A 21,923-nucleotide genomic window follows, 5' to 3' on the forward strand; every position below is an offset into this window, starting at 1 on the left:
CAGCGCCTCCGGCATAAGACCGCCGGTGGATGCCCGGCCCACCCGAGACCAGGGGCAAGCTCAGGAACCCATGGAGCCCACCGGTTGCGCTGCCACAGCGCGGGCATCCGGTTCGCGCCCGGCAAGGGCTTCCAGCATGTCGGCGGACGGGACGAAGAACAGCGACCCGGTCACCGCGCGGCTGAAGTCCAGCAATTTGTCATAGTTGCCCGGTGGCCGCCCGACGAACATGTTCTCCAGCATCTGCTCGATCGGCGCAGGCGTGCGCGCGTAACCAATGAAGAAAGTCCCGAACTCGCCTTTGCCCGGCTGGCCAAACGGCATGTTGTCGCGCAGGATTTTCACCTCTTCTCCATCTTCGACCAGGGTCGTCAGCGCACTATGCGACCAGGACGGCTTGGCCGCTTCATCGAGTTCGATGTCCGACAGCTTGCTGCGGCCGATGATGCGCTCCTGGGCCTCGACGGTCAGGTCATTCCACGCCGCCATGTCATGCAGGTACTTCTGCACGAGCACGTAGCTGCCGCCTGCGAACGGTGAATCCTCGTCTCCGACGATCGTGAACCGGACCGCGTCATCGCCGGCAGGGTTCTCGGTCCCATCGACGAATCCGATGATGCTGCGCATGTCGAAGTAGCGGAAGCCGTGCACTTCGTCGACAACGGATACGGCACCACCGAGCCCGTGCATCAGCTGCGCGGCGAGTTCGAAGCACAGGTCCATCCGATCCGCGCGGATATGCAGGAGCACGTCACCGGGTGTGGCCACCGCGCGGCGGTGACCTTCCCCGAATTCGCGAAACGGATGCAGCGACGCCGGGCGCGGGCCGCCGAAGAGGCGATCCCACGCATCCGAGGCGAAGCCGCAGATGCATGAGAGGTTGCCGTCCGGAACACGCTTTCCCACGGCACGAACCAGGCCGGCTACGTCTGCGCACCACGCGCGCACGGTGGCGGCATGCTCGTTTCCTGCGCCAAGGGTGGCGACGATGAAGATGGCGCTGCCTGTGATGGGGCTATCAACGGCTTGAGGCGCGGGGAGGTTCTCTGGCATTGGAGAGTTCGCCTATCCAGGTTGGTTCCATGCGGCACGGAACGAAGGGGCTTGACCCTGACATGCCGTGGTTGCACTGCATGCCGCGGGCTTTGATCCGGTGCAACCCTGTCGGGAAGCGCGGACCTTTGCATTCTATGGTCCGGTCAGCCGAACCGCGTGGAAGCCTTGCAGTCTTTTCGGTAAGAAAGTACCGGGTTACGCTGGCGCGCATGGGGAGCGAGCATCATCCGGCACCTTCCCGGCCGTCTTGACGCGTTGGCGAGCACGATTGCCGGACAATGCCGCATGCCATGTGAGCGGACTGATTCGTGCAGCAATACGCGTGCAAGGGCGCCCGACGATCAACGCTGCAATACGGGTATATCGCTAGCGCGGCGCACGGACCACCCTGCCTATACTGGCAGGCAAAACCGGGCACCGACAGGGAACTGTCCGCGCTTGCGCTCTGAATTCTCTGCAGGCATCGGCGGCTCGCCCTTGGATGCACCTCCGCTTGCCTGCCCACGGGCCATGAACATGGAGAAGGGCATGCCCAACGAACAATTCCTAGCTACTCAGGAAACACGGCGCTCGGGCCTGCAGGCCCTGCGCGCCGCGCTGCTGCAGGTCCACAAGGAAGTCATCGGCTATGACCGCGGGCAGTACGAACGCCTGAACGGCCCCATCCCCGCAGGCTTGTTTGTGCAACGGGTGACAGAAGACAGTTTCTTCCGCTGGCTTGACCCGCTGTCGCGCCTGATCATCGAGATCGACGAAGAACTGGAGTCACCCGAACACCACGATGAAACCTGCCGCGCCGTCGCGCGTGCCGCCGAACGGCTGTTCAGCGAAAAGGGGGACGGCACGTTCCGCAAGCGTTATCAGGAGGCACTGCAGGATGAATCCGGCGTCATCGTGGCGCATGGCCGGCTGATGTCCGTCATCGGACAGTTGCGGCAGTTGCCTTAGGCCTTGCTCCGCGACGGCTTCTTCTGCGGGCGCAACACCTCGGTATCCACTGCAACCGGATCACTGGCCGGAAAGGTTTCTTCCAGGGCCTCATCCAGTTCGCGCTCGATCTGCTCGTCAGGCGTCGCCGGCACAGGCTTGTCATGCGTCCGGCCGGACTTCGGCGCATTTCCTGGTACTCGTGTGCTCATGGCAACACTCCTCTGCTGGCGGCCTGTGTGCGCAGGCCAGCCCTCGCGGCGGCCCTGACAAGATCCGCGTTGCGTTCAGCGCCCATGTCCGCCGTGGGAACCGCCCCCGCCCCAGCCCCCGCGCCCGCCTCCGCGGCCACCGCCATGCCAGCCGCCACCGCCATGCCAGCCGCCACCGCCATGCCAGCCGCCACCGCCATGCCAGCCCCCGCCGCCATGCCAGCCCCCACCGTGACCGTGCCAGCCGCCGTGGCCGCCGTACCAGCAGCATCGTCCTCCGCCATAGATGTAGCCGAAGCTGCCATAGTAACCACCGTAACCCGGACCGTAATAGGGATAGCCTGGCGTCACGGGATACCCGCTGTAGTACGGCGAGCCGGCCGGATAGGCGGGGTAGGCAAGATAGTCACCGCCGTAATAGTCCGGATACACCGCGCAACCCGCCAATAGCCCGCCTGCCAATAGCGCGGTCATCGCTGCCGTCGTGAAAATGCCGCCGACCGTGTATCGCATGATCCATCCAATGCCGCCGGCGGGCCGGAGTACCCGCCTGATACCTGTTAGACCCACGGCGCCTCGGGTCTATCCCCCAAGCGTCCCGCGCGCGGATCGCCAGACCTGGTGTCCAAAGACACAATTCATGAACAAATTTAGGACTTATCCGATTTTCTGATGAGAACTAACGCAATAGATTTGCCGGGCACCCGTCCCGCGGGTGCCCCGACGGAGCCAGGGCTCCCCTTTCCTGGTTCCTTGCCCTGCCACGATGGTTCCCGCCGTCGTGGCATTTTTTTGAGCCGGTGCCCTCAGCCCGGCGCCTGGAGTCCTTGTTCCACCATATCGATCAGGCGCTGCCCGAGCACCTCGGCCTGCGCTGGCTCCCGTCCGCGCAAGGGCCCGTCGAGCAGCAGCATCGACAGACCGTGTACCGCGGACCAGGCCAGGTATTCGGCACCGGGACGCCGCCGCGCCGGCAGGATCCCCGCTTCGACCATCCGGTCCAGCGCCGCCGACAACAATTGAAAAGGATTCAGCCCGCCGTGCCCCGCTTTTGCCGGATCGGCATCGGTCTCCACCTCGTCCGGTACCGAAAAAGCCGTACGGAACAAGCCGGGTTCGGCCAGTGCAAAACGCAGATAGCCGGTGCCGACCGCGCGCAGGTTTGCGCGAGCCAGCGCCGCGCCGCTGCTGCCGGGACGGATACCGCCCAGTTCCGCCTCCATGGCGATGGCCAGCGCGGATAGCGCCGCCGCACGCACGGCCTGCAATAAATCCTGCCGGCTGGAAAAATGCCGATAGGCCGCGTTGGGCACCACGCCAACCCGACGCGTGGCTTCGCGCAGGACAATGGCGTCCGGTCCCCCTTCGCGCGCCAGGTCGATCCCGGCTTCCAGCAGCGCGCGGCGCAAGTCGCCGTGGCGATACGTCTCGCGGGCCGGCATAGGTGAAGCAATCCGGCTCATGATTTCCCCCAGTACATGCTGTTCTTATCTTGCCCAACCAATAGTGAACAGTGTACACAATAGGATGCGACGGCGCAGTTCCGCTGCTGCGGCTACAGGATCGGCGCAAACAGTTTCGCCACATGCATCGCGACGCGCAGCGGGGCCGGGGCCCTGAGGAACTCTTCGACGCCGATGCGCCGCGCAAGCGCGAAGTCGGCCTCCAGCATCTCGGCGACCTGGCCGGCGAAGGCCCGATCGGCGGTCATGACCATCAGTTCGAAGTTCAGCCGGAATGAGCGGTTGTCCAGGTTCGCCGTGCCGATTGCCGCCGCGTCGTCGTCGATCAGGATGACCTTCTGGTGGAGGAAGCCTGGCTGGTATCGGTACAGCTTGATACCGGCGGTTACCGCCTGGTGGGCGTAAAGCGTGGACGCGGCAAAGACCACGAGATGATCCGGGCGGGCCGGGATCAGGATGCGGACGTCCACCCCGCGCAATACCGCCAGCCGCAGCACGGCGAAGACCGCCTCGTCCGGGACGAAGTAAGGCGACGTGATCCAGACCCTGTGCTTCGCCGCCTGGATCGCCTCGACAAAGAACAGCGAGCAGGTCTCCTGCGCATCGGCCGGGCCGGTAGGCACCACCTGGCAGGTCATGCGGCCGACCTCTTCAGGCGGCGGCATCAGCAGGTAGGGCACTTCGCGCGCGGCCCAGTACCAGTCTTCGGCAAACGCCATCTGCAGGTCCAGCACCGCGCTGCCGCGCACGCTGATATGCGTGTCCCGCCATGGCGCCAGTGGCGGCCGCTGTCCCAGATACTCGACACCAACGTTGTGCCCGCCGACGAAGGCCTGCGCGCCATCCACGACGACAAGCTTGCGGTGGTTGCGGAAGTTGAGCTGGAATCGGTTGACAAAGCCACGGTGGGTGGAGAACGCGCGCGCCTCGACGCCGGCCGCGAGCAGCGTTTTCACGTAGCCGCGCGGCAAGGCGTGACACCCGATGCTGTCGTAGAGGAAATAGACCTTGACGCCCGCCTGCGCACGCTCGCACAACAGCGCCTGGAGGCGCCGGCCAAGCACGTCGTCGTGGACGATGAAGAACTGGACGATCACCACCTGCGTGGCGGCGGCCACCGCCTTGAAAATGGCATCGAACGTTGCCGTGCCGTTGACCAGCAGCCGCACATCGTTGTTGGCCAGGCACGGCATGCCCGTCAGCCGCGGCAGGGCGCGCATGCAGACCTGCTCCGGCGCATGCACCACGCAGGCGCTGCGCGCCTCGCGGTCTGCGGGCGTCATGCCGTGGCGGATCTCCCGCAGCCGGTCGTCGTTGAACCGGCGCGCGTTGACATAGCCGGCGAACCGGCTCCTGCCGAAGATCAGGTAAGGCACCAGCGCGAAATACGGCATCATCACCAGCGACCCTGCCCAGGCGATCGCGCCCGGCGCCGTGCGCACCGTCATGACGGCGTGCAAGGCAGCCAGCACGCCGATGACGTGGAAAATCAGGACGACCGTCGCGACAACGCTCGCGCTTAGCATGTGCAGGCTTCCCAGGTTCCCACCATGCGGAACCGGATCACGATAAGTCCTATTTTGGCACAGCAAAGTGCCGGCCGCGGCGCCAAGTCCCCGCACCGCCCCGATTGCCCGCTTCCACCCTAGTGAAAGCCGCGCAACGCAATCGAGCCAAGCCTCTGCGTCACCTCAAGTTTCCAGCCGGAATCGGATTTGTCCGATTGTTATGCAGCGTTTGCCTTAATACGCTCCCGAATCAGAAACCCGATCTCCTGATTCCTGCCTCCACCCTATGCCTGACCCTATGAACATCGCGCTGCTGAGCGGTCAGTCAGCGCACCTGAAAGCCGTACCGGACCTGCTGGCCCGCTCAGGCTTCCGATGCAATGTCTTTGCCTCCGCGCGCGCGCTCATCCAGGGCGTCAGCCTGGCTTCGTACGACATGCTGCTGATCCACGACGAACTGCCAGGCACGGCTGCCATCGATGTCATCCGCACCGTGCGCTGCGCGCGCTCGCGTGATCTGCCCATCATGATGCTTGGCGGCAGCAGCAGCGAGGAGGCACTGGTCGAGGCACTGGACGCCGGCGCCGATGACTACCTTTGCGGTCCGCCGAGCACGCGCGTGCTGCTGGCGCGCATGGCTGCGCTGCGCCGGCGCGCCACTGGCGACCGCCAGCGGCAGGGGCTGGTGGTGCGCGCGGGCCCGTACCAACTCAACAGCGTGGGCCGCTTCGCGACGCTGAACGGCGAACGCATCACCCTGACGCCCAAGGAATTCGACCTGGCCATGCTGCTGTTCTCCAATGCCGGACGCGTGCTGGCCAACCGCCGCATCGAACAGGCCATCTGGCACCGTGAACTGCCGCCTTTGTCGCGCGCACTGGCCGGTCTGATGTCGCGCCTGCGCAAGGCCTTGCGGCTCAGTCCGGAGATTGGTGTTTCGATCACGGTGGTCTATGCGCATGGCTATCGCCTAGACGTCCATGACGACGGCGTTTCCATGCGACTGCCCAATCCGCTTTCCGGCAAGCCACTCGCACTGACCGTGCCCTGACCCCGCCTACGCTGGCAGGCGGCCTGCCAGCGCCCGGAAGTCGAGTACCGCCAGGCCGTTGGCGGCCCGCTTGGCCTCATGCTTTGCGGCCGCGGCCGCAGCGCCGATCCGCTGGCTGCCAGCGCGCCGCAACCCGCTGACCGCCTCCGCCTCCACGCGCACCACGCCTGCCGCCATCGATACGGGCGGGAAAAAGGCCGGCTGACCGTTGCGGTCCTCGGCATGGATGCCGCCCGCGGCGCGGTCTGCCGGCGTGTACATGTCTCGCGCCGCGTCGTTGAAGCGGCGAATGGCCGCGCCCACGCGCACCGACCAGTCCGCGCTCTGGTAAAGCACCAGGAAATCGTCGCCGCCGACGTGCCCAAGGAAATCGCGTGCCGGGTCGCAAGCCTCGGTGAGGATGGCTGCGGCGCCCTTGAGCATCTCGTCGCCTTCCCAGTAGCCGTACTTGTCGTTGTAGGACTTGAAGTGGTTCAGGTCGACATAGCATGCGCAGAAGGCATTGCCGGCTTCGATGAGTCGGTCGATATGCTGGTTCAGCGGAATATTGCCGGGCAGAAAGGTAAGCGGGTTGGCATAGCGCGCAGCCTCCATACGGATCTCGGTGATCGCACGGACCAGGTCCGCCCCCGTGCCCAGGCCCATATAGCGCCCTTGGCTCGTGATGACAAAGCCGTCGGCCAGTGAGCGCGGGTTCTCGCCGGCCAGGATCTGCGTCATGGTTTCCAGCCCGGCATGCAGGTCGAAACAGGCGGGCTCGCGGTTGGCCAGGGTAATGCAGGCTTTCTTGCCGTACAGTTCGCGATGGAATGGCGCGGCGTAGCGGTCCATGAAGCTCTGCCGGTTGATGATGGCCAGCGGCTTCTGGTCTTCGCTGACGATTGCCACGGCCTGCAGTTCCGGCTGCGACTGAAACGCGCGCAGCACGTCGTCATTGGCTGTACCGGGCAGGACAGCCGGCGCCGCGCGCAGCAACCGCCCTGCCGTGATGCCCGACCAGCCGGAACGGACCATCTGGGGAAACACCGCGATCTGGCGCGAGGTCAGGACCCGCCTGACATGCATGCCGGCCTGCGCGGGCGGCTCGGTCTCCGGCCGGCCAAGGTAGTAGCCCTGCGCACCCGCCACGCCCAGGTCGCGGACCACGGCCAGTTCCTCTTCATCCTCGACGCCTTCGGCGATCACACGGCCGCCAAACGCCCCCATCATGCGCAATACGCCGCGCAGGATCTCCAGCCGCCGCGAGCAAGACGCGATGCCGCGGATCAGCGACTTGTCGATCTTCACGAACTGCGGGGACAACTGGGCCAGCAGATCGAGGTTCGCATGGCCGGTGCCAAAGTCATCCAGCGCGTATTGCATGCCCAGTTCCCGCAGCACAGCCATGGCCTGCCCGAAGCTGGCCGCATCGCCGATCGGCGTCTGTTCCGTGACCTCAACCACGAGGCGCGTCGGCGAGATGCCTGCGCCGATCAGCATGGAAAGGCCGTTGCCGCGCCCGGCGAGCAGATGGCGAAGGGTAAGCGGGCTGAAATTGAGGAAGAGCTTGCCCGGCAGATCGAGCGCGCCCCAGGCCGCCAGCGCCGTGCGCGCGGCATGCATCTCCAGCGCAATGGTGCCCGCGGGGTTCTGCGCCAGCTGGAACAGCGCCTCCGGACTGGCATAAGGCGAGCCGGCCGGGCCGCGGATCAGCGCTTCATAGCCCAGCATTTCCGCGGATTCGGCCTGCACGATGGGCTGAAACACGGCATGCAGGGGCGGCAGTGATGACAACTGGAATGGCAAGGAAGAACGTGCCTCGGAGTGCCTATGAGGAGGCATGGCGGCGGGCGAGCCTGGCATAAAGTGACCGGAAAATTGCAGGGCAAGCGCCCGGCGCACATTTCATGACAATAATGTGACGCCAATATGACATCGGCAATACCCGGCATGTGTCACGTCATCGTCACATTTCTGTCCGACTATCCGTGCCGGCCGAGGCCCGCGCGCACACTCTGCAAAGAAGCGCGATCGCCCGGCCGGGGTCAGGAACGTCCGGGATTCCGGTGCCAGCCACTGTGCCAGCACCTGCGCGATCCGACGGACATGTCATGCGGGCACCATGCCCGCCGGAGTCGTATTCATGTTGCAGTCACTCAAGTTGTCCGGGCCGACGGATCGTGCCCGCCGGGCATCGCGGTTTACGCGCCTGCCGTTGCTGGCGCGACTGTGCGCCGCGTTCGCGCTGGTGTACCTGTTCGGCGCTGCGGTAGGCGTGACCGGCATCGTCAACCTTATCGACCTGCGCCAGCGCAGCGACGCCCTGTATCGACAGGATATGCACGGGGCGATCTCCGCCGAGCGGGCGCAATCGGCACTGGCCCGGCTGGGCCGCGCCCAGTTGTCCGTGACCATGGCAACCAGCGGCACCGAACGCGATGAGGCCGCCGCCGACATCGACGCCGCGCTGGGCCGGCTCGATGCCGCGCTCGACGGGATCCGGCACGCCGCACCGGCACAGGCGGAGCGCCTGCAGCCGGAGCGCGCCCAGGCCGGCAAGCTGCTGCAGGCCTACGTTGCACTGGTACGGCAGCAACCGCTGGACCCGCTGCAGTTCGACAGCGCAGTTTCCGTAGACGGCCATTTTGTCGCCGAACAGCTCACGAAGCTCAGCGGCATGATGGAAGATACGCGCGCGCGCCAGGAGCGGCAGGCGGCCGGCACCATGGCCAGCGTCGGCTCGCGCCAGGCCACGGCGCAGGCGCTGATGATCGGCCTGCTGGCCGCCAGCCTTGTCGCCGCAGCCGGGCTGGCATGGTTCGCCGCGCGCAGTCTCACCACGGAGCTTGGCGGCGAACCGGCGGACGCCGCGGAGGCCGCCACGCGCATCGCGGCCGGCGACCTCACGGGCGACATCCGTCTGCGTAACGGTGACGCGCACAGCGTGCTGGGCCTGCTTTCGCGCATGCGCGACCAGCTGGCCGGCGTGCTGGCACGCATCCGCGATTCCGCCCAGGACATCACCGCCGCCAGCGCCGGCATTGCCGCCGGCAACCACGACCTCGCGGCACGCACCAACCAGCAGGCCGCCGCACTGGCTGGCGCGGCCGAGAGCGTGCGCCGCCTGGCCGGACTGGTCGAACAATCCCACGCGCAGGCCACCGAATCCAGCGGTGTCGCGCAACGGGCGCGCGAAGCCGCTGACTCCGGCTCGGCAGTGGTGCGCGAGATGAGCGGCGCGATGGAGGCCGTGCACGTGCATTCGCGGCAAATCGCCGAAGTCGTCACGCTGATCGAGAGCATTGCATTCCAGACCAACATCCTCGCCCTGAATGCTGCCGTCGAGGCCGCGCGCGCCGGCCCGGCCGGGCGCGGCTTCGCGGTGGTGGCGCAGGAAGTCAGGGCACTGGCGCAGCGCAGCGCAAGTTCGGCCCGTGAAATCGGCGACATCGTCGGCAGCGCCACGCGCGAGATCGAGCGCGGTGCGCATCTGACCACGGAGGTGGTCAGTGCAATGGGTCGCATCGACTCCGCCGTCAGCCACAGCCACGAACTGGCCAGCCAGCTTTGCGGACTGGCCGACGAACAGGCACTGGGCGTACGCACGGTAGGACACTCGGTCGGCCAGCTCGAGCAAACCGCGCAACAGAACGCGGAGCTGGTAGATACCGTGGCAGCACAGGCCGAGCGCCTGGACGCCCTCGCAGCCGGGCTGGAGCAGGACGTGGCGCGCTTCCGCTTTTAGCCCGCGGACGCGGACAGGCGTATAGATGTGTCAGCCGGAAACATTTGACATTGAGAGGTAACCGGCATTTACGAGTTCCGCGATGAAGTTACAGATATGTTTCACTTGGGGGCGGCGTTGTTACGCGCAGGCCCCGGGTTGCCGAGTAATCTTTGCTCACACCAACCCACGGGTAACCCCAAGGAAATCATGTCCGAACGACTCATCATGCTGGACGTACCCGGCGTACTGTATTCCGACCGGTCCCAGGCCCGGCTCGGCGGGGTTCCCGACTCGGGCACCTTGCGCGATGTCCACTTCTTCGATCCCATCGCGCTGGGCTATATCCGCCGGCTCTTCGGCCTGGCCGGGGCACGCGTGGTGGTTTCGGACGCCTGGCGGCGCGGCACGCCGGCCGCCGTCTTTCAACAGCTCGACCTGCAGGTGGAAGGCATGACGCCGCCCGTGGCAGGCGGTCACGGCGCAGAGATCGACGCATACTTTGCCCGCCGTGCCATGCCGTCGTCCTATGTGATCGTGTCCTGCGCGCCGGCCGAATCGATGACCGAAGCGCAGCGCGAACACCTGGTCAGCGTCGACCCGGCCGAGGGCCTCACGGTCGCGAACTTCCGGCAGGCGCTGGACATTCTTGGCGTGGCCTGCCCGTCCACGCTGTTGCCGCCGCCGCGGCTCGACGCAGGTCTGCGGGCCAAGCTGGCCCAGTTGCAGCGGCTGGCGCGCGAAGAACCCGCCCGCTTCGATACCCCTGCGCAGCCGGCTGCCGCCGTGGCACTGCACGCCTGAGCGCGTCATCACACACGATGCACAAGGGGCGCCATGGCGCCCCTTCGCTTTGTCTTTGCCTGCGAGGCAGGCCGTCAGCGTGCCCGCAGCAGCGTGGACTTGCCGAACAGGCTTTCCAGGAAGTCCACCACCAGCCTTGCCGTCTCGTTGCGCACATCGCAGGCAGGGTTGAGTTCCATCACGTCGAGCGACGACAACCGTCCCGTGTCGGCGATCATCTCCATGCACAGCTGCGTCTCGCGATAGGTCGGGCCGCCCAGGACCATCGTGCCGACGCCCGGTGCAATGGCGGAATCGATGAAATCCACGTCGAAGCTCACATGCAGGTGGGTGTCGTCGTCCACGCCGGCCAGCGCCTGCTCCATGGTCTGGCGCATGCCGTACTCGTCGATAAAGCGCATGTCGAACACCTTCAGGCCGAACGCATGCAGCCTCAGCTTTTCCTGCGCGTCGACGCTGCGGATGCCCACCTGCCGGATTTCCTGCGGCAATACCGCCGGAGCCTGGCCCCCGAGCATGGTCAGCGGCACAGGCCCGTCGCCGCACAGGCAGGCCACCGGCATGCCATGCATATTGCCGGTCGGCGTGCTGGACCCGATGTTCGCGTCGGCGTGCGCGTCGAGCCAGAGCACCACGAGCTTCCGCCCTGCCAGGCGACAGTGGCGCGCCACGGCGCTCACCGACCCGACCGCCAGGCAGTGGTCCCCACCCAGCAGGACCGGCATCCTGCCCTCTTCGAGTACGCGCGTGCTGGCGTCGAATACTCCGCGATTCCATGCCACCACCTCATCGAGGTGGCGCAGGCCCTGCACGGGCGGCGCCAGCGGATTGACCGGACCGGCAATATTGCCGGCATCGCGCACATCCAATCCCATCCTGGCGAGGGCCGGAACGATGTCGGCAATGCGCAGCGCCTCGGGACCCATGGTGCAGCCTCTGGTACTCGCCCCGACATCCGTCGGCGCACCAAACAGGGTAATCGGCTTCATGGGGGCCTCCTGTGCGCGTTGGACAGGTAACGGCGATGGTGGAAAAACGCCGTCCCTGTCGGGTCTGGCAACTTGCCGCGGTGCAAGGTTCCCGATCCCGGCGACTCACGGAAAGATATCGTCTTCGTGATCGCCGCGGTCGTCGCTTCTCGCCTGCTTGCCCGCATCGCCGTTGTCGCGAGTGGCATGCTTATCCCCGTTGATCGGATCCAGCACGCGATGCAGCCGCGCTTCCAGGCGCCCGCCCATCCATAGCAGCGCCATGCCGAGCACGAGCGCCAGGCCGCCGACCACGTAGTAACCCGCGCCCGCCGCCGCGCCCAGGATGGCCGCCAGCCAGATTGCCGCCGCTGTGGTCAGTCCCTGCGGGCGCTGGTGCGTGCCATGGCGGGCGATCACGCCCACGCCCAGGAAGCCGATGCCGGTCAGCAGGCCCTGCAGCACGCGCGAGACTGCGTCCAACGGATGTCCGGACTGCGTCACCAGGCATACCGCCGTTGCCGCGCCCAGCGATACCAGCCCCAGTGTGCGCATGCCGGCGGCCTTGCCGCGCAGGTTGCGGTCCAGGCCGATCACGGCGCCGGCGAGCAAGCCGCAAAACAGGCGCAGGAAGATTTCGAAGCTGATGTTTTCCATAGGTGTTCTTGTGGCCGATCAGACGCCACAGGCGCTGACGCAAGCTTACCTCAGGCAACCGGGCATGACGGCCGAATGCCCTTATCATGGCAACTCGTCCCGGGCTCCTGCGGCCCGGCTTGTACCGCCTTACCCTAAGCTGCCATGCCCCATCTCGTCATCGAAATCACCGAAAACACGCGCCTCAATTGTTCGCCCGAAGAACTGCTCGACGAGGCCAACGCCGCGCTGCTGGCGTCGGGCGAATTCGGCGAGGCCGATATCAAGTCGCGCTGCACCACGCTGTCCACGTTCCGCCAAGGCGTGCAGGCCGCCGAGCGCGCCTTCGTGCACGCACGCCTGTCCATCCTGGATGGCCGCGAACTGGCGGTCAGGCGCGCGCTGGGCCAGGACGTCTGCGACGTCATCGCCGAGGCGGTTCGCCCCGCCACCGCCGAAGGACAGAGCGTGCAGATCAGCGTCGAAGTATGTGAAATGGAGCGCGCCAGCTACGCCAAGCAGATCGTGGGCAGCTGACGCGTGCCGTGCCCACGGCACGGCGCTCAAAAAAGAAAGCCCGCGGCCATCTCTGGCAGCGGGCGAGGCTTCCGGGAAGACTCCGGCAGCCAGTTGCCATGGGGAGCGCCCCCGCACCCATGACGCTTTGGATTCTAGACGGCCACCCCCGGCGCCAGTTTGACCTTGGTTAAGTCAAGGCAAGTCTGACGGACCCGACGTGCCGGGCGGTGCCGATACCGCGCCCAACGAAAAAAGGAGCCGGCTAGCGGCTCCTTTCTCATGCGGATCGACTGGCCGGTCAGGCGGCAGCGTCCTTCAGCTTCTTCAGCGGGCGAACCTTCACCTTGACGCTGGCCGGCTTGGCCGGGAACCAACGCTCTTCACCGGTGAACGGATCCTTGCCGAAGCGCTTCTTCTTGGCCGGCACTTGCTGCGCGGTCACCTTCAGCAGGCCCGGCAGCGTGAACTCGCCTGCGCCCTTCTTGTTCAGCGCGCTGACGATGGTGTTTTCCAGGTGGGCCAGCACCGTCTTCACGGCCTTGGCTTCCAGCTGGGTCTGGGCTACCAGGTGAGCGACCAGGCTCGACTTGTTGAAGGTGTCCTTCAGCGGGCGCGGGGTCACCGCGGCAGCCGGAGCAGCCTTCTTGGCCGGCGCGGCCTTCTTGGCGGCAGCCTTCACGGGTGCCTTCGTTGCCGCGGCCTTCTTGGCAGCGGGCTTGGTTGCAGTCGTCTTCGCGGTCGGTTTCGCTTTGGTCGCCATATCGATATACGAGAGTTGAACAGATCAGAGCCGGCCGTTCGACGGCTTCGCATCGCGTTGCCAATACCCCATGCCGGCGCCACTGAATCATAGCGGAAACATCCGTGTATCAAAGGGTTTTCATGCGCGCAATGACCAAAACCCCGTGAAAACCCCGTGTTTTGTCGCGGCTTTACCTCAGCGGGAACGCGCAGGAGCATTACGTCCCCCCACTTTCGCGTTGTCAGGCGTCTTCGGCGGGAAGAAAACCGCGGCGGTACACGCCCCCGGCAAAGCTCGTTGCACTCTGTTTTTCAGGCACTATTCGCCGAGCCCGGCTGCAATCAGCGGGCCCACTGCCACGGTGCCGAGCGCGATCAGCGGCAAGCTCGCATCGGCGCGCGACCACTCGTGCAGCAGCGCCACGAGGTCGACGTGCATCCAGAACAGGCTCGCAACACAGAGCAGCGAGAACAGCGCGCCCGTCGCCAGGAGTGCCACGCGCCGATCTGGCGTGCGCGGCAGTCGGGACGGTGACAGGGATGCATGGAACGGGTCGTGCGACATGGCTGGACTCCTGGAACGGTTGGCAAGCATTGTCGTGAACGGCACCTGAACGCCGGCTGAGGCATCCGTTCAGCCTGCGTTCAGGCGTTTTGATGCAAACTTCAGGCCATGATCAGAATTCGCGCACCTCGCCCTGCCCGGCCCCGCCACGCGCGCCGACCCGCGTTCGTGCTGGCCGCTGCCGCCCTTGCGCTTGCGCTCGGGATCGCCGGCCCGGCACATGCCGACAAGGATGCCGACCGTGCCCGCGCGGCCGTGCAGTCCGGCGAAATCCTGCCGCTGTCGCGCATCCTGGCGGCGGTGTCGCAGCAGTACGCCGGCGATGTCATCGGCGTCGAACTGGATCGCGATGACGGCATCTGGCAGTACGAGGTCAAGCTGCTGCTGCCGGGCGGCTCCGTGGCCAAGCTGGAATACGATGCGCGCACCGGTGCGCTGCTCAAGGCAAAAGGCCGCAACCTCGAGCAGGCGCGCAAGCAGCCCTGACGCATCCGGAGCCCCGCATCATGCGCATCCTGCTGGTGGAAGACGAACCGACGCTCGCTGGCCAGGTCCAGGCGAGCCTGGCTGCGGCCGGCTATGCCGTCGACATGGCTGCCGACGGCCTCGACGCCTGGCACCTCGGCGCGAACGAGCCCTACGACGCGGTGATCCTCGACCTGGGCCTGCCGCGCCTGGATGGCCTGAGCGTGCTGCGCCGCTGGCGCGCGGAACAGGTCAACGTTCCCGTGCTGATCCTCACCGCGCGCGACAGCTGGACCGAGAAGGTCGAGGGCATCGATGCCGGCGCCGACGACTACCTGTCCAAGCCCTTCCGCATGGAGGAACTGCAGGCCCGCATCCGCGCGCTGATCCGGCGCGCGCACGGCATGCCGGCCCCGGAGCTGACCTGCGGACCTGTCCAGCTCAATCCGCGCGCCGGCACCGTGACCGTGGACGGCGCCGCCGTGGTGCTGACCGCGCACGAATTCAAGGTGCTGGACTACCTGATGCACCATCCGGGCGCCATCGTCAGCAAGACCACGCTGACCGAGCACATCTACGCGCAGGACTTCGACCGCGACAGCAACACCATCGAGGTCTTCATCGGCCGGCTGCGCCGCAAGCTCGGCGTGGACGTGATCGAAACCGTGCGTGGGCAGGGCTACCGGCTGCGCCCGCCCGCTGCGGACGGAGTGTAAAGAACAATATGCGCAACTCCCTGGCGCTGCGCCTGCTTGCCGTGGCCGCCGTGTGGCTGGCCGCGGCGCTTGGCGCCAGCTGGTGGATGCTGTCGACGCTGTTCGAGCGGCATGTCAACGACACCTATGTCCGCCAGCTGGAGCACCAGCTCACCAGCCTGACGGCCGCGCTCGACTGGAGCCCCGATGGCCGGCTGCAGCTGACGCGCGCGCCCGCCGACCCCCGCTATGAACTCCCCTATTCCGGCGCCTACTGGCAGGCGCGCGCAGCCGGCGCGCTGCTGCGATCGCGCTCGCTGTGGGATACCGAGATGCCGGAAAAGGCGGTGCACGAGGTCGCCGGCACGCCAGCGGAAGTGCGTGCCGGGCCGAACCGGCAGTCACTGCTGGTCGTGTCGCGCAGCATCGTGCTGGCCTCATCCGACACGCCTGTCGATGTTTCCGTGGCGCTGGACCGCACCGAGTTGCGCGCGGCACGGCGCGCCTTCAACACCATGCTGGCCTGGTCGCTGGGCGCGCTTGGCGCGGGGCTGCTGCTGGCGGTGGCCGCGCAGGTGCGCTTCGGGCTGGCGCCGCTCAAGCGCCTGCGGCAAGCCCTGGCGGCAATGCAGGCGCGGCGCGAGCGCCGCCTCGGCGGAAAATGGCCAACCGAGGTGCAACCGCTGGTCAGCGAGATCAACACGCTGCTCGACGACAACACGCAGGCGCTGGAGCGGTCGCGGCGGCAGGCGGCGGACCTGGCCCATGCCGTCAAGACGCCGCTGGCGGTGCTCGCCAACGAGGCAGTCAGCCTGCCGGACCCGGCCGCCGCAGCCGTCTCGCGCCAGGTGGATGCCATGCGGCGGCAGGTCGACCACCACCTGGCCCGCGCCCGCGCGGCGGGCGCCGCGGCCGCACGTGGCCAGCGTATCGAGGCAGGCCCCGCCGCGCGTGAACTGACACGCGCGCTGGCGCGCCTGCATGCTGCGCGCCAGCTCGACATGGACGTGGAGGGCGAAGGACACTTCGCCGGCGACCGTCAGGACCTAGTGGAGATGCTCGGCAACCTGCTCGACAACGCCTGCCAGTGGGCACGTTCGCAGGTACGCATCCGCCTGCATGAAGATGCCGAGGCGGCGGTACTTGAAGTCCTCGTGGAAGACGATGGCCCCGGCATGCCGCCCGAGGCGCGCGAGCTTGCCGCGGCCCGCTTCGGGCGGCTGGACGAAAGCGCCGCCGGCAGCGGGCTCGGGCTTGCCATCGTCACCGAAATTGCGGCGATGTACGAAGGATCGCTGGAGCTGGGCACCAGCACGCTGGGCGGCCTGGCGGCGCGCCTGCGGCTGCCGGCCGGCATGGCCTGACCGGCCCCGCAGGAGTTGCAGGCAGCCGTGTCAGGACGTGCGTGCCAGCATGGCGTCGCGCGTGTCCGTCGCCAGACCGCACGCGAACGCGGTTTCCGCCACCAGGAACAAGGGGCCGACCAGCAGCCCGACCAGGTCATCGACGAAGGCGGGCTTGCGGCCTTCATAGTAGTGGCCGACGAACTGGATGATCCAGCCCGCAACGAACAGCCCCACGCCGGCGGCAAGCCATGCCCAGGTGGGCAGCGCCGCCAGATGCGCGCCGGCGTATACGAACAGCGCGAGGATTATCGCCATGGCTATGCCGAAGCCCGCTGACAGGCGCAGGTAGAACAGGCACGACAGCGCGTACACCACCATGGCGGGCGTGAGATGGGCCGGGCCTTCGCCCAGCGGCATGGCGGGCCGCCCCAGCAGCGTGGTGACGGCGAGCACGATCATCGGGATCCCGATGAAATGCGTGGCGACATTGCGCGAATCGCGGTGATAGGCGGCGTAGTTGGCCAGATGCTCGACCAGGGTTTTCATGAGGCGTCTCCTTGTGCGCGGGTCCGGTGGATGCGGCAACCCCGGCGCCTCGCTGTCTTGTGGGTTCTTGTCGATTTATAGTAGTGGGCGGGTCCCGCGGCGTCTGTCTGATTTTTGACAGTCGGACGCGCCGCGCAGTACGGTTCAACCCGAACAGAACAAGACAGGAGACAACATGGGCATGGCTCAGCCTCCGGGCGGCGGCACACGCGCTCCGTCAGGCATCCCCCGCGCCACACCCGGCGGCAGTGCGGCACATTCACGCCCGGACGCCGCTGTCGCGCTGCACGCGAGCCCCTGGTTTTCCCAGTTGCCGGAGGCGTTGCGCCAGGCGCTTCTGGAGGATGGCGCATGGCGCCGGCTGGGCGCCGGAGAAATGCTGTTTGCACGCGGCGACGCATTCGACGGGCTCTATTGCGTGGCCGGCGGCACCATGCAAGTCGATGCCGCCGGCGAGTCCGGCAAGGCGGCCCTGCTCGGCCTGCTGGAAGCGGGCGCCTGGTTCGGCGAAATCTGCCTGTTCGACGGGCTGCCGCGCACCCACGACGCGCGCGCCGTGCACGCCGCGCTGCTGTGGCATATCCCGCGCGCGAGCCTGGAGCGCCGGCTCGCGCAGCACCCGGCATGGTGGCGCGAGTTCGGCTTGTTGCTCGCCGCCAAGACGCGGATGGTCTTCGACTATGTCGAGGAAATGCAGCTGCTGCCGCCGGCCGCGCGCATTGCCCGCCGGCTGGCCGCCATTGCGCGCGGCTATGGCAACCCGCCTCACGCTGCGGAGGACGCAGCCCCCGCTACGCCCCCCGCGATCCAGACCGTGAAGATTCCGCAGGAACAGCTTGCGCAGATGCTCGGCCTGTCGCGGCAGACGGTCAACCAGGCACTGCGCGAGCTTGAATCGCGCGGCCTGCTGCGCCTGCGGTACGGCAGCGTCGAACTGCTGGACCTTGCCGCACTCGAAGCGCTCAACTGAATACGGTACGCGACATGATCATGCTCGATCCCAACCGCCTGGACGCCTATCTTGCCCGCCTGGGCATCGCCACCCCACCCTCGCCCACACTGGAAGCGCTCGACGCGCTGATCGCGGCGCAGCTCACGCATATCCCGTTCGAGAACATCGACCCGCTGCTGGGCAGCCCGGTTCGTATCGATATTGACGCCGTCTTCGACAAGCTCGTTACGCGCCGGCGCGGCGGCTATTGCTTCGAGCTCAACACGCTGCTGGCTGCCGCGCTGACGGCCCTGGGCTATGCCGTGACCCCGCTTGCCGCACGCGTGCGCTGGGGCGTGGCCGACACGGTCCAGACCCTGGCTTCGCACATGCTGCTGCGCGTGGAAGTAGCGCATCGCAGCTATCTTGCCGATGTGGGCTTTGGCGGCCCCACGCCTTACCAGGCCCTGCCCATGTCGACGCCACCTGCCAGGTCGTTCCCATACCGCCTGGTCGCGGCGCCGGAAGACACCATGGCTGGCGCGTTCCACTGCCAGGATCTGGAAGTGCGCGGCGCGGAAGGCTGGCTCAAGGTCTACCGTTTCGACCTGTCGCCGCAGCCGTGGATCGATTTCATCCCGCGCAACTGGTACATCAGCACGCACCCGGATAGTATCTTCACGCAGCGGCTCATGCTGGCCCGCACCGACGGCGACTTGCGCCTGACCCTCGCCAACGGCGACCTGGCGGAACGCAGCGCGAACGGCAGCTCGCGGCGGCAGACGCTGGCTTCGGCCGACGATGTCATCGACGCCCTCGTCAACCGCTTCCAGCTGGAACTCGACGCGGAAGTGCGCGACCGGCTCGGGCGTGTGCTGCCCGCGCTGCTGCACGCCTGAATCCCTGCCCTCACTGCGCGCTGTCCGGCAGCGAACTCATGCATGCCGCGCATTGCCCGCAGAAAGAATACTGATATGGACCCGCTGGCGGTGGCTTCCCTGTGGACTGGCCCAAAGGCCCCAACCATAATGTGCCGGCAGGCCCCAAGGGGCGCTGTCCAACAGAACACAGGCAGGCCCCGGACGGGCCGCCCCGATATCAGGAGACTCCATGTCATTGTTCGATTTGTCGGGCAAGGTCGCGATCGTGACCGGCTCATCGCGCGGCATCGGCCGCGCCATTGCGGAGCAGATGGCGGTCCAGGGCGCCAAAGTGGTCATTTCGTCGCGCAAGATCGAAGCGTGCCAGGAAGTCGTCGATGCCATCAATGCGCGCCACGGCGCCGGCACCGCGATCGCCATCCCGGCCAATATCTCTTCGAAGGACGACCTGCAGCGCCTCGTCGATGAAACCAACCGCGCGTTCGGCAAGATCGATGTCCTCGTCTGCAACGCCGCATCGAACCCGTACTACGGCCCGATGAGCGGCGTGTCCGACGACCAGTTCCGCAAGGTGCTGGACAACAATGTCATCTCGAACCACTGGCTGATCCAGATGGTGGCGCCGCAGATGATCGAGCGCAAGGACGGTTCGATCATCATCGTCTCGTCCATCGGCGGCCTGCGCGGCTCGCCGACCATCGGCGTGTACAACATCTCGAAGGCCGCCGACTTCCAGCTCGCGCGCAACCTCGCCGTGGAGTTCGGTCCGCACAATGTGCGCGTGAACTGCATCGCGCCCGGACTGATCAAGACCGACTTTGCCCGCGCGCTGTGGGAAGACCCCGAGCGCTACAAGCAATCGACCCAGGGCGCGCCCCTGCGCCGCATCGGCGAACCGGTCGAGATCGCCGGCGCGGCCGTCTTCCTAGCCTCCGCGGCGAGCACCTTCATGACGGGCCAGGCCATGGTCGTCGACGGCGGTGTCACGATCTGATGCCTGACGCAAGGCGGCGCCGCCGCCTTGCCAGCCTTGCCCGTTGTTCCCCGCTGTTCCCTGCATTTCCTGCGTTTCCCTCAAGGATGGCGCGTTGCGCCGTCCGCCACCTGCATTGCAGTCCGGGAGGCAGTCATGTCCAGCAATTTCGAGCCGGCCGGCAACTGGCCAGCCATGTCACTGGCCGAGGCCCACGCCCGGCTTACCGCGCCGGGCGCTCCGTTCGAAACGGAAACGCGCGTCATCCGCGGCATTCCCACCACCGTCTGGAAAAACGCGCCGCCCACGCTGCGCGACCTGTTCCAGGCCACGCAAGCCTTCGGCGAGCGTACCTTCGTGGTCTACGAAGACGAGCGCGTCACCTATGCGGGCTTCCGGCGCGCGGCACTGCACGTCGCACAGGCCCTTGTGCGCGACGGCGTCCGCCCGGGCGACCGCGTGGCAGTCGCCATGCGCAACCTGCCCGAATGGCCGGTGGCGTTCTACGGCGCCCTGCTGACCGGCGCCATCGTCACGCCGCTGAATGCGTGGTGGAGCGGAGCGGAGCTTGAATACGGGCTGGTCGATTCAGGCAGCCGCGTGGCGATTGTCGACGCGGAACGGCTGGATCGACTGGCGGCGCATCTGCCCAACTGCACCGCGCTGGAGCGCGTCTATGTGTCGCGCGCGGGCTCTCTGGGTGGCGAGGCGAAGGTCGTGCCGCTGGAAAGCGTGACCGGTCCCTCCGCGACCTGGGCAACGCTGCCCGAACTACCGCTTCCCGACGTGGACATCGCGCCGGAAAACGACGCAACGATCTTCTATACCTCGGGCACCACCGGCAAGCCCAAGGGCGCGCTTGGCACGCATCGCAATGCCACCAGCGTTGCCGTGGCCGGCCTGTTCAGCCCGCTGCGCAACCTGCTGCGCCGCGGTGAGCCAATTCCCTCGCCGGATCCGGCCGCGCCGCAGAAGGCCGTGTTGCTGTCCGTCCCGTTCTTCCACGTGACCGGATGCATGGCTGTGTTGAACAGCGCGCTGGCGACCGGCGGCAAGATCGTGCTGATGCACCGCTGGGATGCGTTGCGTGCGCTCGAACTGATCGAGCGGGAGCGTTGCACCACGGCCGGCGGCGTGCCCACCATCGCCTGGCAACTGCTGGAGCATCCGGAGCGCGGGCGCTTCGACCTGTCGTCGCTGGAAAGCATCAGCTACGGCGGCGCGCCGGCCTCGCCGGAACTCGTGCGCCGCATCGGCGAAACCGTTCCGCAGTCGGCGCCGGGCATCGGCTGGGGCATGACCGAAACCTCCGCCACGTTCACGAGCCATAGCGCGGAGGAGTACGTGCTGCGGCCGGACAGCAGCGGCCCGGCCCTGCCGATTGGCGAAATGAAGGTCGTGGATGGCCGCGGCCGTGCGCTGCCGGCCGGCGAAGCCGGCGAGCTGATGGTGCGTGGTGCGAATGTGGTGCGCGGGTACTGGAACAAGCCCGAGGCTACCGCGCAGACCTTTGCCGATGGCTGGCTGCGCACTGGCGATATCGCCAGGCTCGACGAAGACGGTTACCTCTATATCGTCGACCGGATGAAGGACATGCTGATCCGCGGCGGCGAGAACATCTACTGCATCGAGGTGGAAAGCACGCTCTACGAGCACCCGGCGGTCATGGATGCCGCCCTGGTCGGCATTCCGCACAGGATGCTGGGCGAGGAACCGGGGGCCGTGGTCAGCCTGAAGCCCGGCCTGCACGCCACCGAAGCCGAGCTGCGCGGTTTTGTCGCGCAGCGGCTGGCGGCGTTCAAGGTGCCGGTGCGGATCATCGTGCTGCCCGACCTGCTGCCGCGCAATGCGAACGGCAAGATCCTGAAATCGAATCTGCGCAAGCTGTTCGGGCCAGACACCTGATCCGGGCCGGGCAGTCGGATGGCCGGGC

Annotated in this window: 23 protein-coding genes; 12 read left to right on the forward strand and 11 right to left on the reverse strand. The window is 66.9% G+C overall.

Annotated elements, in window-relative coordinates; translation table 11 throughout:
* Window positions 1-60: 60 nt before the first annotated feature.
* Window positions 61-1,053 carry a Dyp-type peroxidase gene (locus KHO22_RS07155; RefSeq protein WP_211946407.1) on the reverse strand — a complete coding sequence of 331 codons (993 nt, stop codon included), beginning with the start codon at window positions 1,051-1,053 and terminating at the stop codon, window positions 61-63.
* A gap of 531 nt (window positions 1,054-1,584) precedes the next feature.
* Here KHO22_RS07155 and KHO22_RS07160 point away from each other — a divergent pair.
* Entirely contained in the window at window positions 1,585-2,004 is a 420-nt protein-coding gene (locus KHO22_RS07160) for a hypothetical protein (protein WP_211946569.1), read from the forward strand.
* Here KHO22_RS07160 and KHO22_RS07165 read toward each other — a convergent pair.
* The 4 genes from KHO22_RS07165 to cls all read right to left on the reverse strand — a co-directional run bounded on the left by KHO22_RS07165 (window position 2,001) and on the right by cls (window position 5,184).
* Window positions 2,001-2,195, reverse strand: a complete 195-nt coding sequence (locus KHO22_RS07165) for a hypothetical protein (protein WP_211946580.1) — start codon at window positions 2,193-2,195, stop codon at window positions 2,001-2,003. The two genes, KHO22_RS07160 and KHO22_RS07165, sit on opposite strands and share 4 nt — an antisense overlap.
* A gap of 75 nt (window positions 2,196-2,270) precedes the next feature.
* Complete coding sequence (locus tag KHO22_RS07170; protein WP_230426767.1) at window positions 2,271-2,708, reverse strand: hypothetical protein; 438 nt, start codon at window positions 2,706-2,708, stop codon at window positions 2,271-2,273.
* A gap of 293 nt (window positions 2,709-3,001) precedes the next feature.
* On the reverse strand, window positions 3,002-3,658 hold the full coding sequence (locus KHO22_RS07175) for a TetR/AcrR family transcriptional regulator (RefSeq protein ID WP_211946408.1): 657 nt from the start codon (window positions 3,656-3,658) through the stop codon (window positions 3,002-3,004).
* A 92-nt stretch (window positions 3,659-3,750) separates the two neighbouring features.
* Window positions 3,751-5,184: a cardiolipin synthase gene (gene cls, locus KHO22_RS07180; protein WP_211946409.1), complete on the reverse strand. Its 1,434-nt coding sequence runs from the start codon at window positions 5,182-5,184 to the stop codon at window positions 3,751-3,753.
* A gap of 280 nt (window positions 5,185-5,464) precedes the next feature.
* Between cls and KHO22_RS07185 the strand changes: the two genes are divergently transcribed.
* On the forward strand, window positions 5,465-6,217 hold the full coding sequence (locus KHO22_RS07185) for a response regulator transcription factor (RefSeq protein ID WP_211946571.1): 753 nt from the start codon (window positions 5,465-5,467) through the stop codon (window positions 6,215-6,217).
* Window positions 6,218-6,223: 6 nt separating this feature from the next.
* Here KHO22_RS07185 and KHO22_RS07190 read toward each other — a convergent pair whose 3' ends face one another.
* On the reverse strand, window positions 6,224-8,059 hold the full coding sequence (locus KHO22_RS07190) for a phosphodiesterase (RefSeq protein ID WP_211946410.1): 1,836 nt from the start codon (window positions 8,057-8,059) through the stop codon (window positions 6,224-6,226).
* Between the two features lie 280 nt (window positions 8,060-8,339).
* Here KHO22_RS07190 and KHO22_RS07195 point away from each other — a divergent pair, with 280 nt between their 5' ends.
* Window positions 8,340-9,941, forward strand: coding sequence for a methyl-accepting chemotaxis protein (locus KHO22_RS07195; RefSeq protein WP_211946411.1), 1,602 nt, complete (start codon window positions 8,340-8,342; stop codon window positions 9,939-9,941).
* Window positions 9,942-10,130: 189 nt separating this feature from the next.
* On the forward strand, window positions 10,131-10,724 hold the full coding sequence (locus tag KHO22_RS07200) for an HAD domain-containing protein (protein ID WP_211946412.1): 594 nt from the start codon (window positions 10,131-10,133) through the stop codon (window positions 10,722-10,724).
* A gap of 74 nt (window positions 10,725-10,798) precedes the next feature.
* On the opposite strand, the gene rocF is transcribed toward KHO22_RS07200, so the two are convergent.
* Together rocF and KHO22_RS07210 are read right to left on the reverse strand one after the other, a co-directional pair.
* On the reverse strand, window positions 10,799-11,713 hold the full coding sequence (rocF, locus tag KHO22_RS07205; protein ID WP_211946413.1) for an arginase: 915 nt from the start codon (window positions 11,711-11,713) through the stop codon (window positions 10,799-10,801).
* 105 nt (window positions 11,714-11,818) lie between these two features.
* Complete coding sequence (locus KHO22_RS07210; protein WP_211946414.1) at window positions 11,819-12,349, reverse strand: MgtC/SapB family protein; 531 nt, start codon at window positions 12,347-12,349, stop codon at window positions 11,819-11,821.
* 144 nt (window positions 12,350-12,493) lie between these two features.
* Between KHO22_RS07210 and KHO22_RS07215 the strand changes: the two genes are divergently transcribed.
* Window positions 12,494-12,865 (forward strand): 5-carboxymethyl-2-hydroxymuconate Delta-isomerase, encoded by a 372-nt coding sequence (locus KHO22_RS07215; RefSeq protein WP_211946415.1) that lies wholly within the window; start codon window positions 12,494-12,496, stop codon window positions 12,863-12,865.
* A 280-nt stretch (window positions 12,866-13,145) separates the two neighbouring features.
* Here the strand turns inward: KHO22_RS07215 and KHO22_RS07220 are convergent, their stop codons facing one another.
* Together KHO22_RS07220 and KHO22_RS07225 are read right to left on the reverse strand one after the other, a co-directional pair.
* Window positions 13,146-13,607, reverse strand: coding sequence for an HU family DNA-binding protein (locus tag KHO22_RS07220; protein ID WP_211946416.1), 462 nt, complete (start codon window positions 13,605-13,607; stop codon window positions 13,146-13,148).
* Window positions 13,608-13,907: 300 nt separating this feature from the next.
* Window positions 13,908-14,153 carry a hypothetical protein gene (locus KHO22_RS07225; RefSeq protein ID WP_211946417.1) on the reverse strand — a complete coding sequence of 82 codons (246 nt, stop codon included), beginning with the start codon at window positions 14,151-14,153 and terminating at the stop codon, window positions 13,908-13,910.
* A 108-nt stretch (window positions 14,154-14,261) separates the two neighbouring features.
* Here KHO22_RS07225 and KHO22_RS07230 point away from each other — a divergent pair, with 108 nt between their 5' ends.
* From KHO22_RS07230 to KHO22_RS07240, 3 genes are read left to right on the forward strand one after another with little or no spacing between them, the layout of a single operon-like run.
* Window positions 14,262-14,639, forward strand: a complete 378-nt coding sequence (locus tag KHO22_RS07230) for a PepSY domain-containing protein (RefSeq protein WP_211946418.1) — start codon at window positions 14,262-14,264, stop codon at window positions 14,637-14,639.
* Between the two features lie 20 nt (window positions 14,640-14,659).
* The gene (locus tag KHO22_RS07235; protein WP_211946419.1) at window positions 14,660-15,334 is read left to right on the forward strand and encodes a response regulator transcription factor; all 675 of its coding nucleotides are present in this window, start codon (window positions 14,660-14,662) and stop codon (window positions 15,332-15,334) included.
* 8 nt (window positions 15,335-15,342) lie between these two features.
* The gene (locus KHO22_RS07240; protein WP_211946420.1) at window positions 15,343-16,677 is read left to right on the forward strand and encodes a sensor histidine kinase; all 1,335 of its coding nucleotides are present in this window, start codon (window positions 15,343-15,345) and stop codon (window positions 16,675-16,677) included.
* 30 nt (window positions 16,678-16,707) lie between these two features.
* Here the strand turns inward: KHO22_RS07240 and KHO22_RS07245 are convergent, their stop codons facing one another.
* The gene (locus KHO22_RS07245; RefSeq protein WP_211946421.1) at window positions 16,708-17,205 is read right to left on the reverse strand and encodes an Mpo1 family 2-hydroxy fatty acid dioxygenase; all 498 of its coding nucleotides are present in this window, start codon (window positions 17,203-17,205) and stop codon (window positions 16,708-16,710) included.
* Window positions 17,206-17,380: 175 nt separating this feature from the next.
* Between KHO22_RS07245 and KHO22_RS07250 the strand changes: the two genes are divergently transcribed.
* From KHO22_RS07250 to KHO22_RS07265, 4 genes are all read left to right on the forward strand, one after another.
* A complete protein-coding gene (locus tag KHO22_RS07250; RefSeq protein ID WP_211946422.1) occupies window positions 17,381-18,175 on the forward strand; it encodes a Crp/Fnr family transcriptional regulator in 795 nt (264 codons plus the stop codon).
* A gap of 14 nt (window positions 18,176-18,189) precedes the next feature.
* A complete protein-coding gene (locus KHO22_RS07255) occupies window positions 18,190-19,035 on the forward strand; it encodes an arylamine N-acetyltransferase family protein (protein ID WP_211946423.1) in 846 nt (281 codons plus the stop codon).
* A 211-nt stretch (window positions 19,036-19,246) separates the two neighbouring features.
* Entirely contained in the window at window positions 19,247-20,011 is a 765-nt protein-coding gene (locus tag KHO22_RS07260) for an SDR family oxidoreductase (RefSeq protein WP_211946424.1), read from the forward strand.
* Between the two features lie 135 nt (window positions 20,012-20,146).
* Window positions 20,147-21,895 carry a class I adenylate-forming enzyme family protein gene (locus tag KHO22_RS07265; RefSeq protein ID WP_211946425.1) on the forward strand — a complete coding sequence of 583 codons (1,749 nt, stop codon included), beginning with the start codon at window positions 20,147-20,149 and terminating at the stop codon, window positions 21,893-21,895.
* Window positions 21,896-21,923: the final 28 nt, after the last annotated feature.

This window comes from Cupriavidus yeoncheonensis (assembly GCF_905397275.1).
GTDB classification, from domain to species: Bacteria; Pseudomonadota; Gammaproteobacteria; order Burkholderiales; family Burkholderiaceae; genus Cupriavidus; species Cupriavidus yeoncheonensis.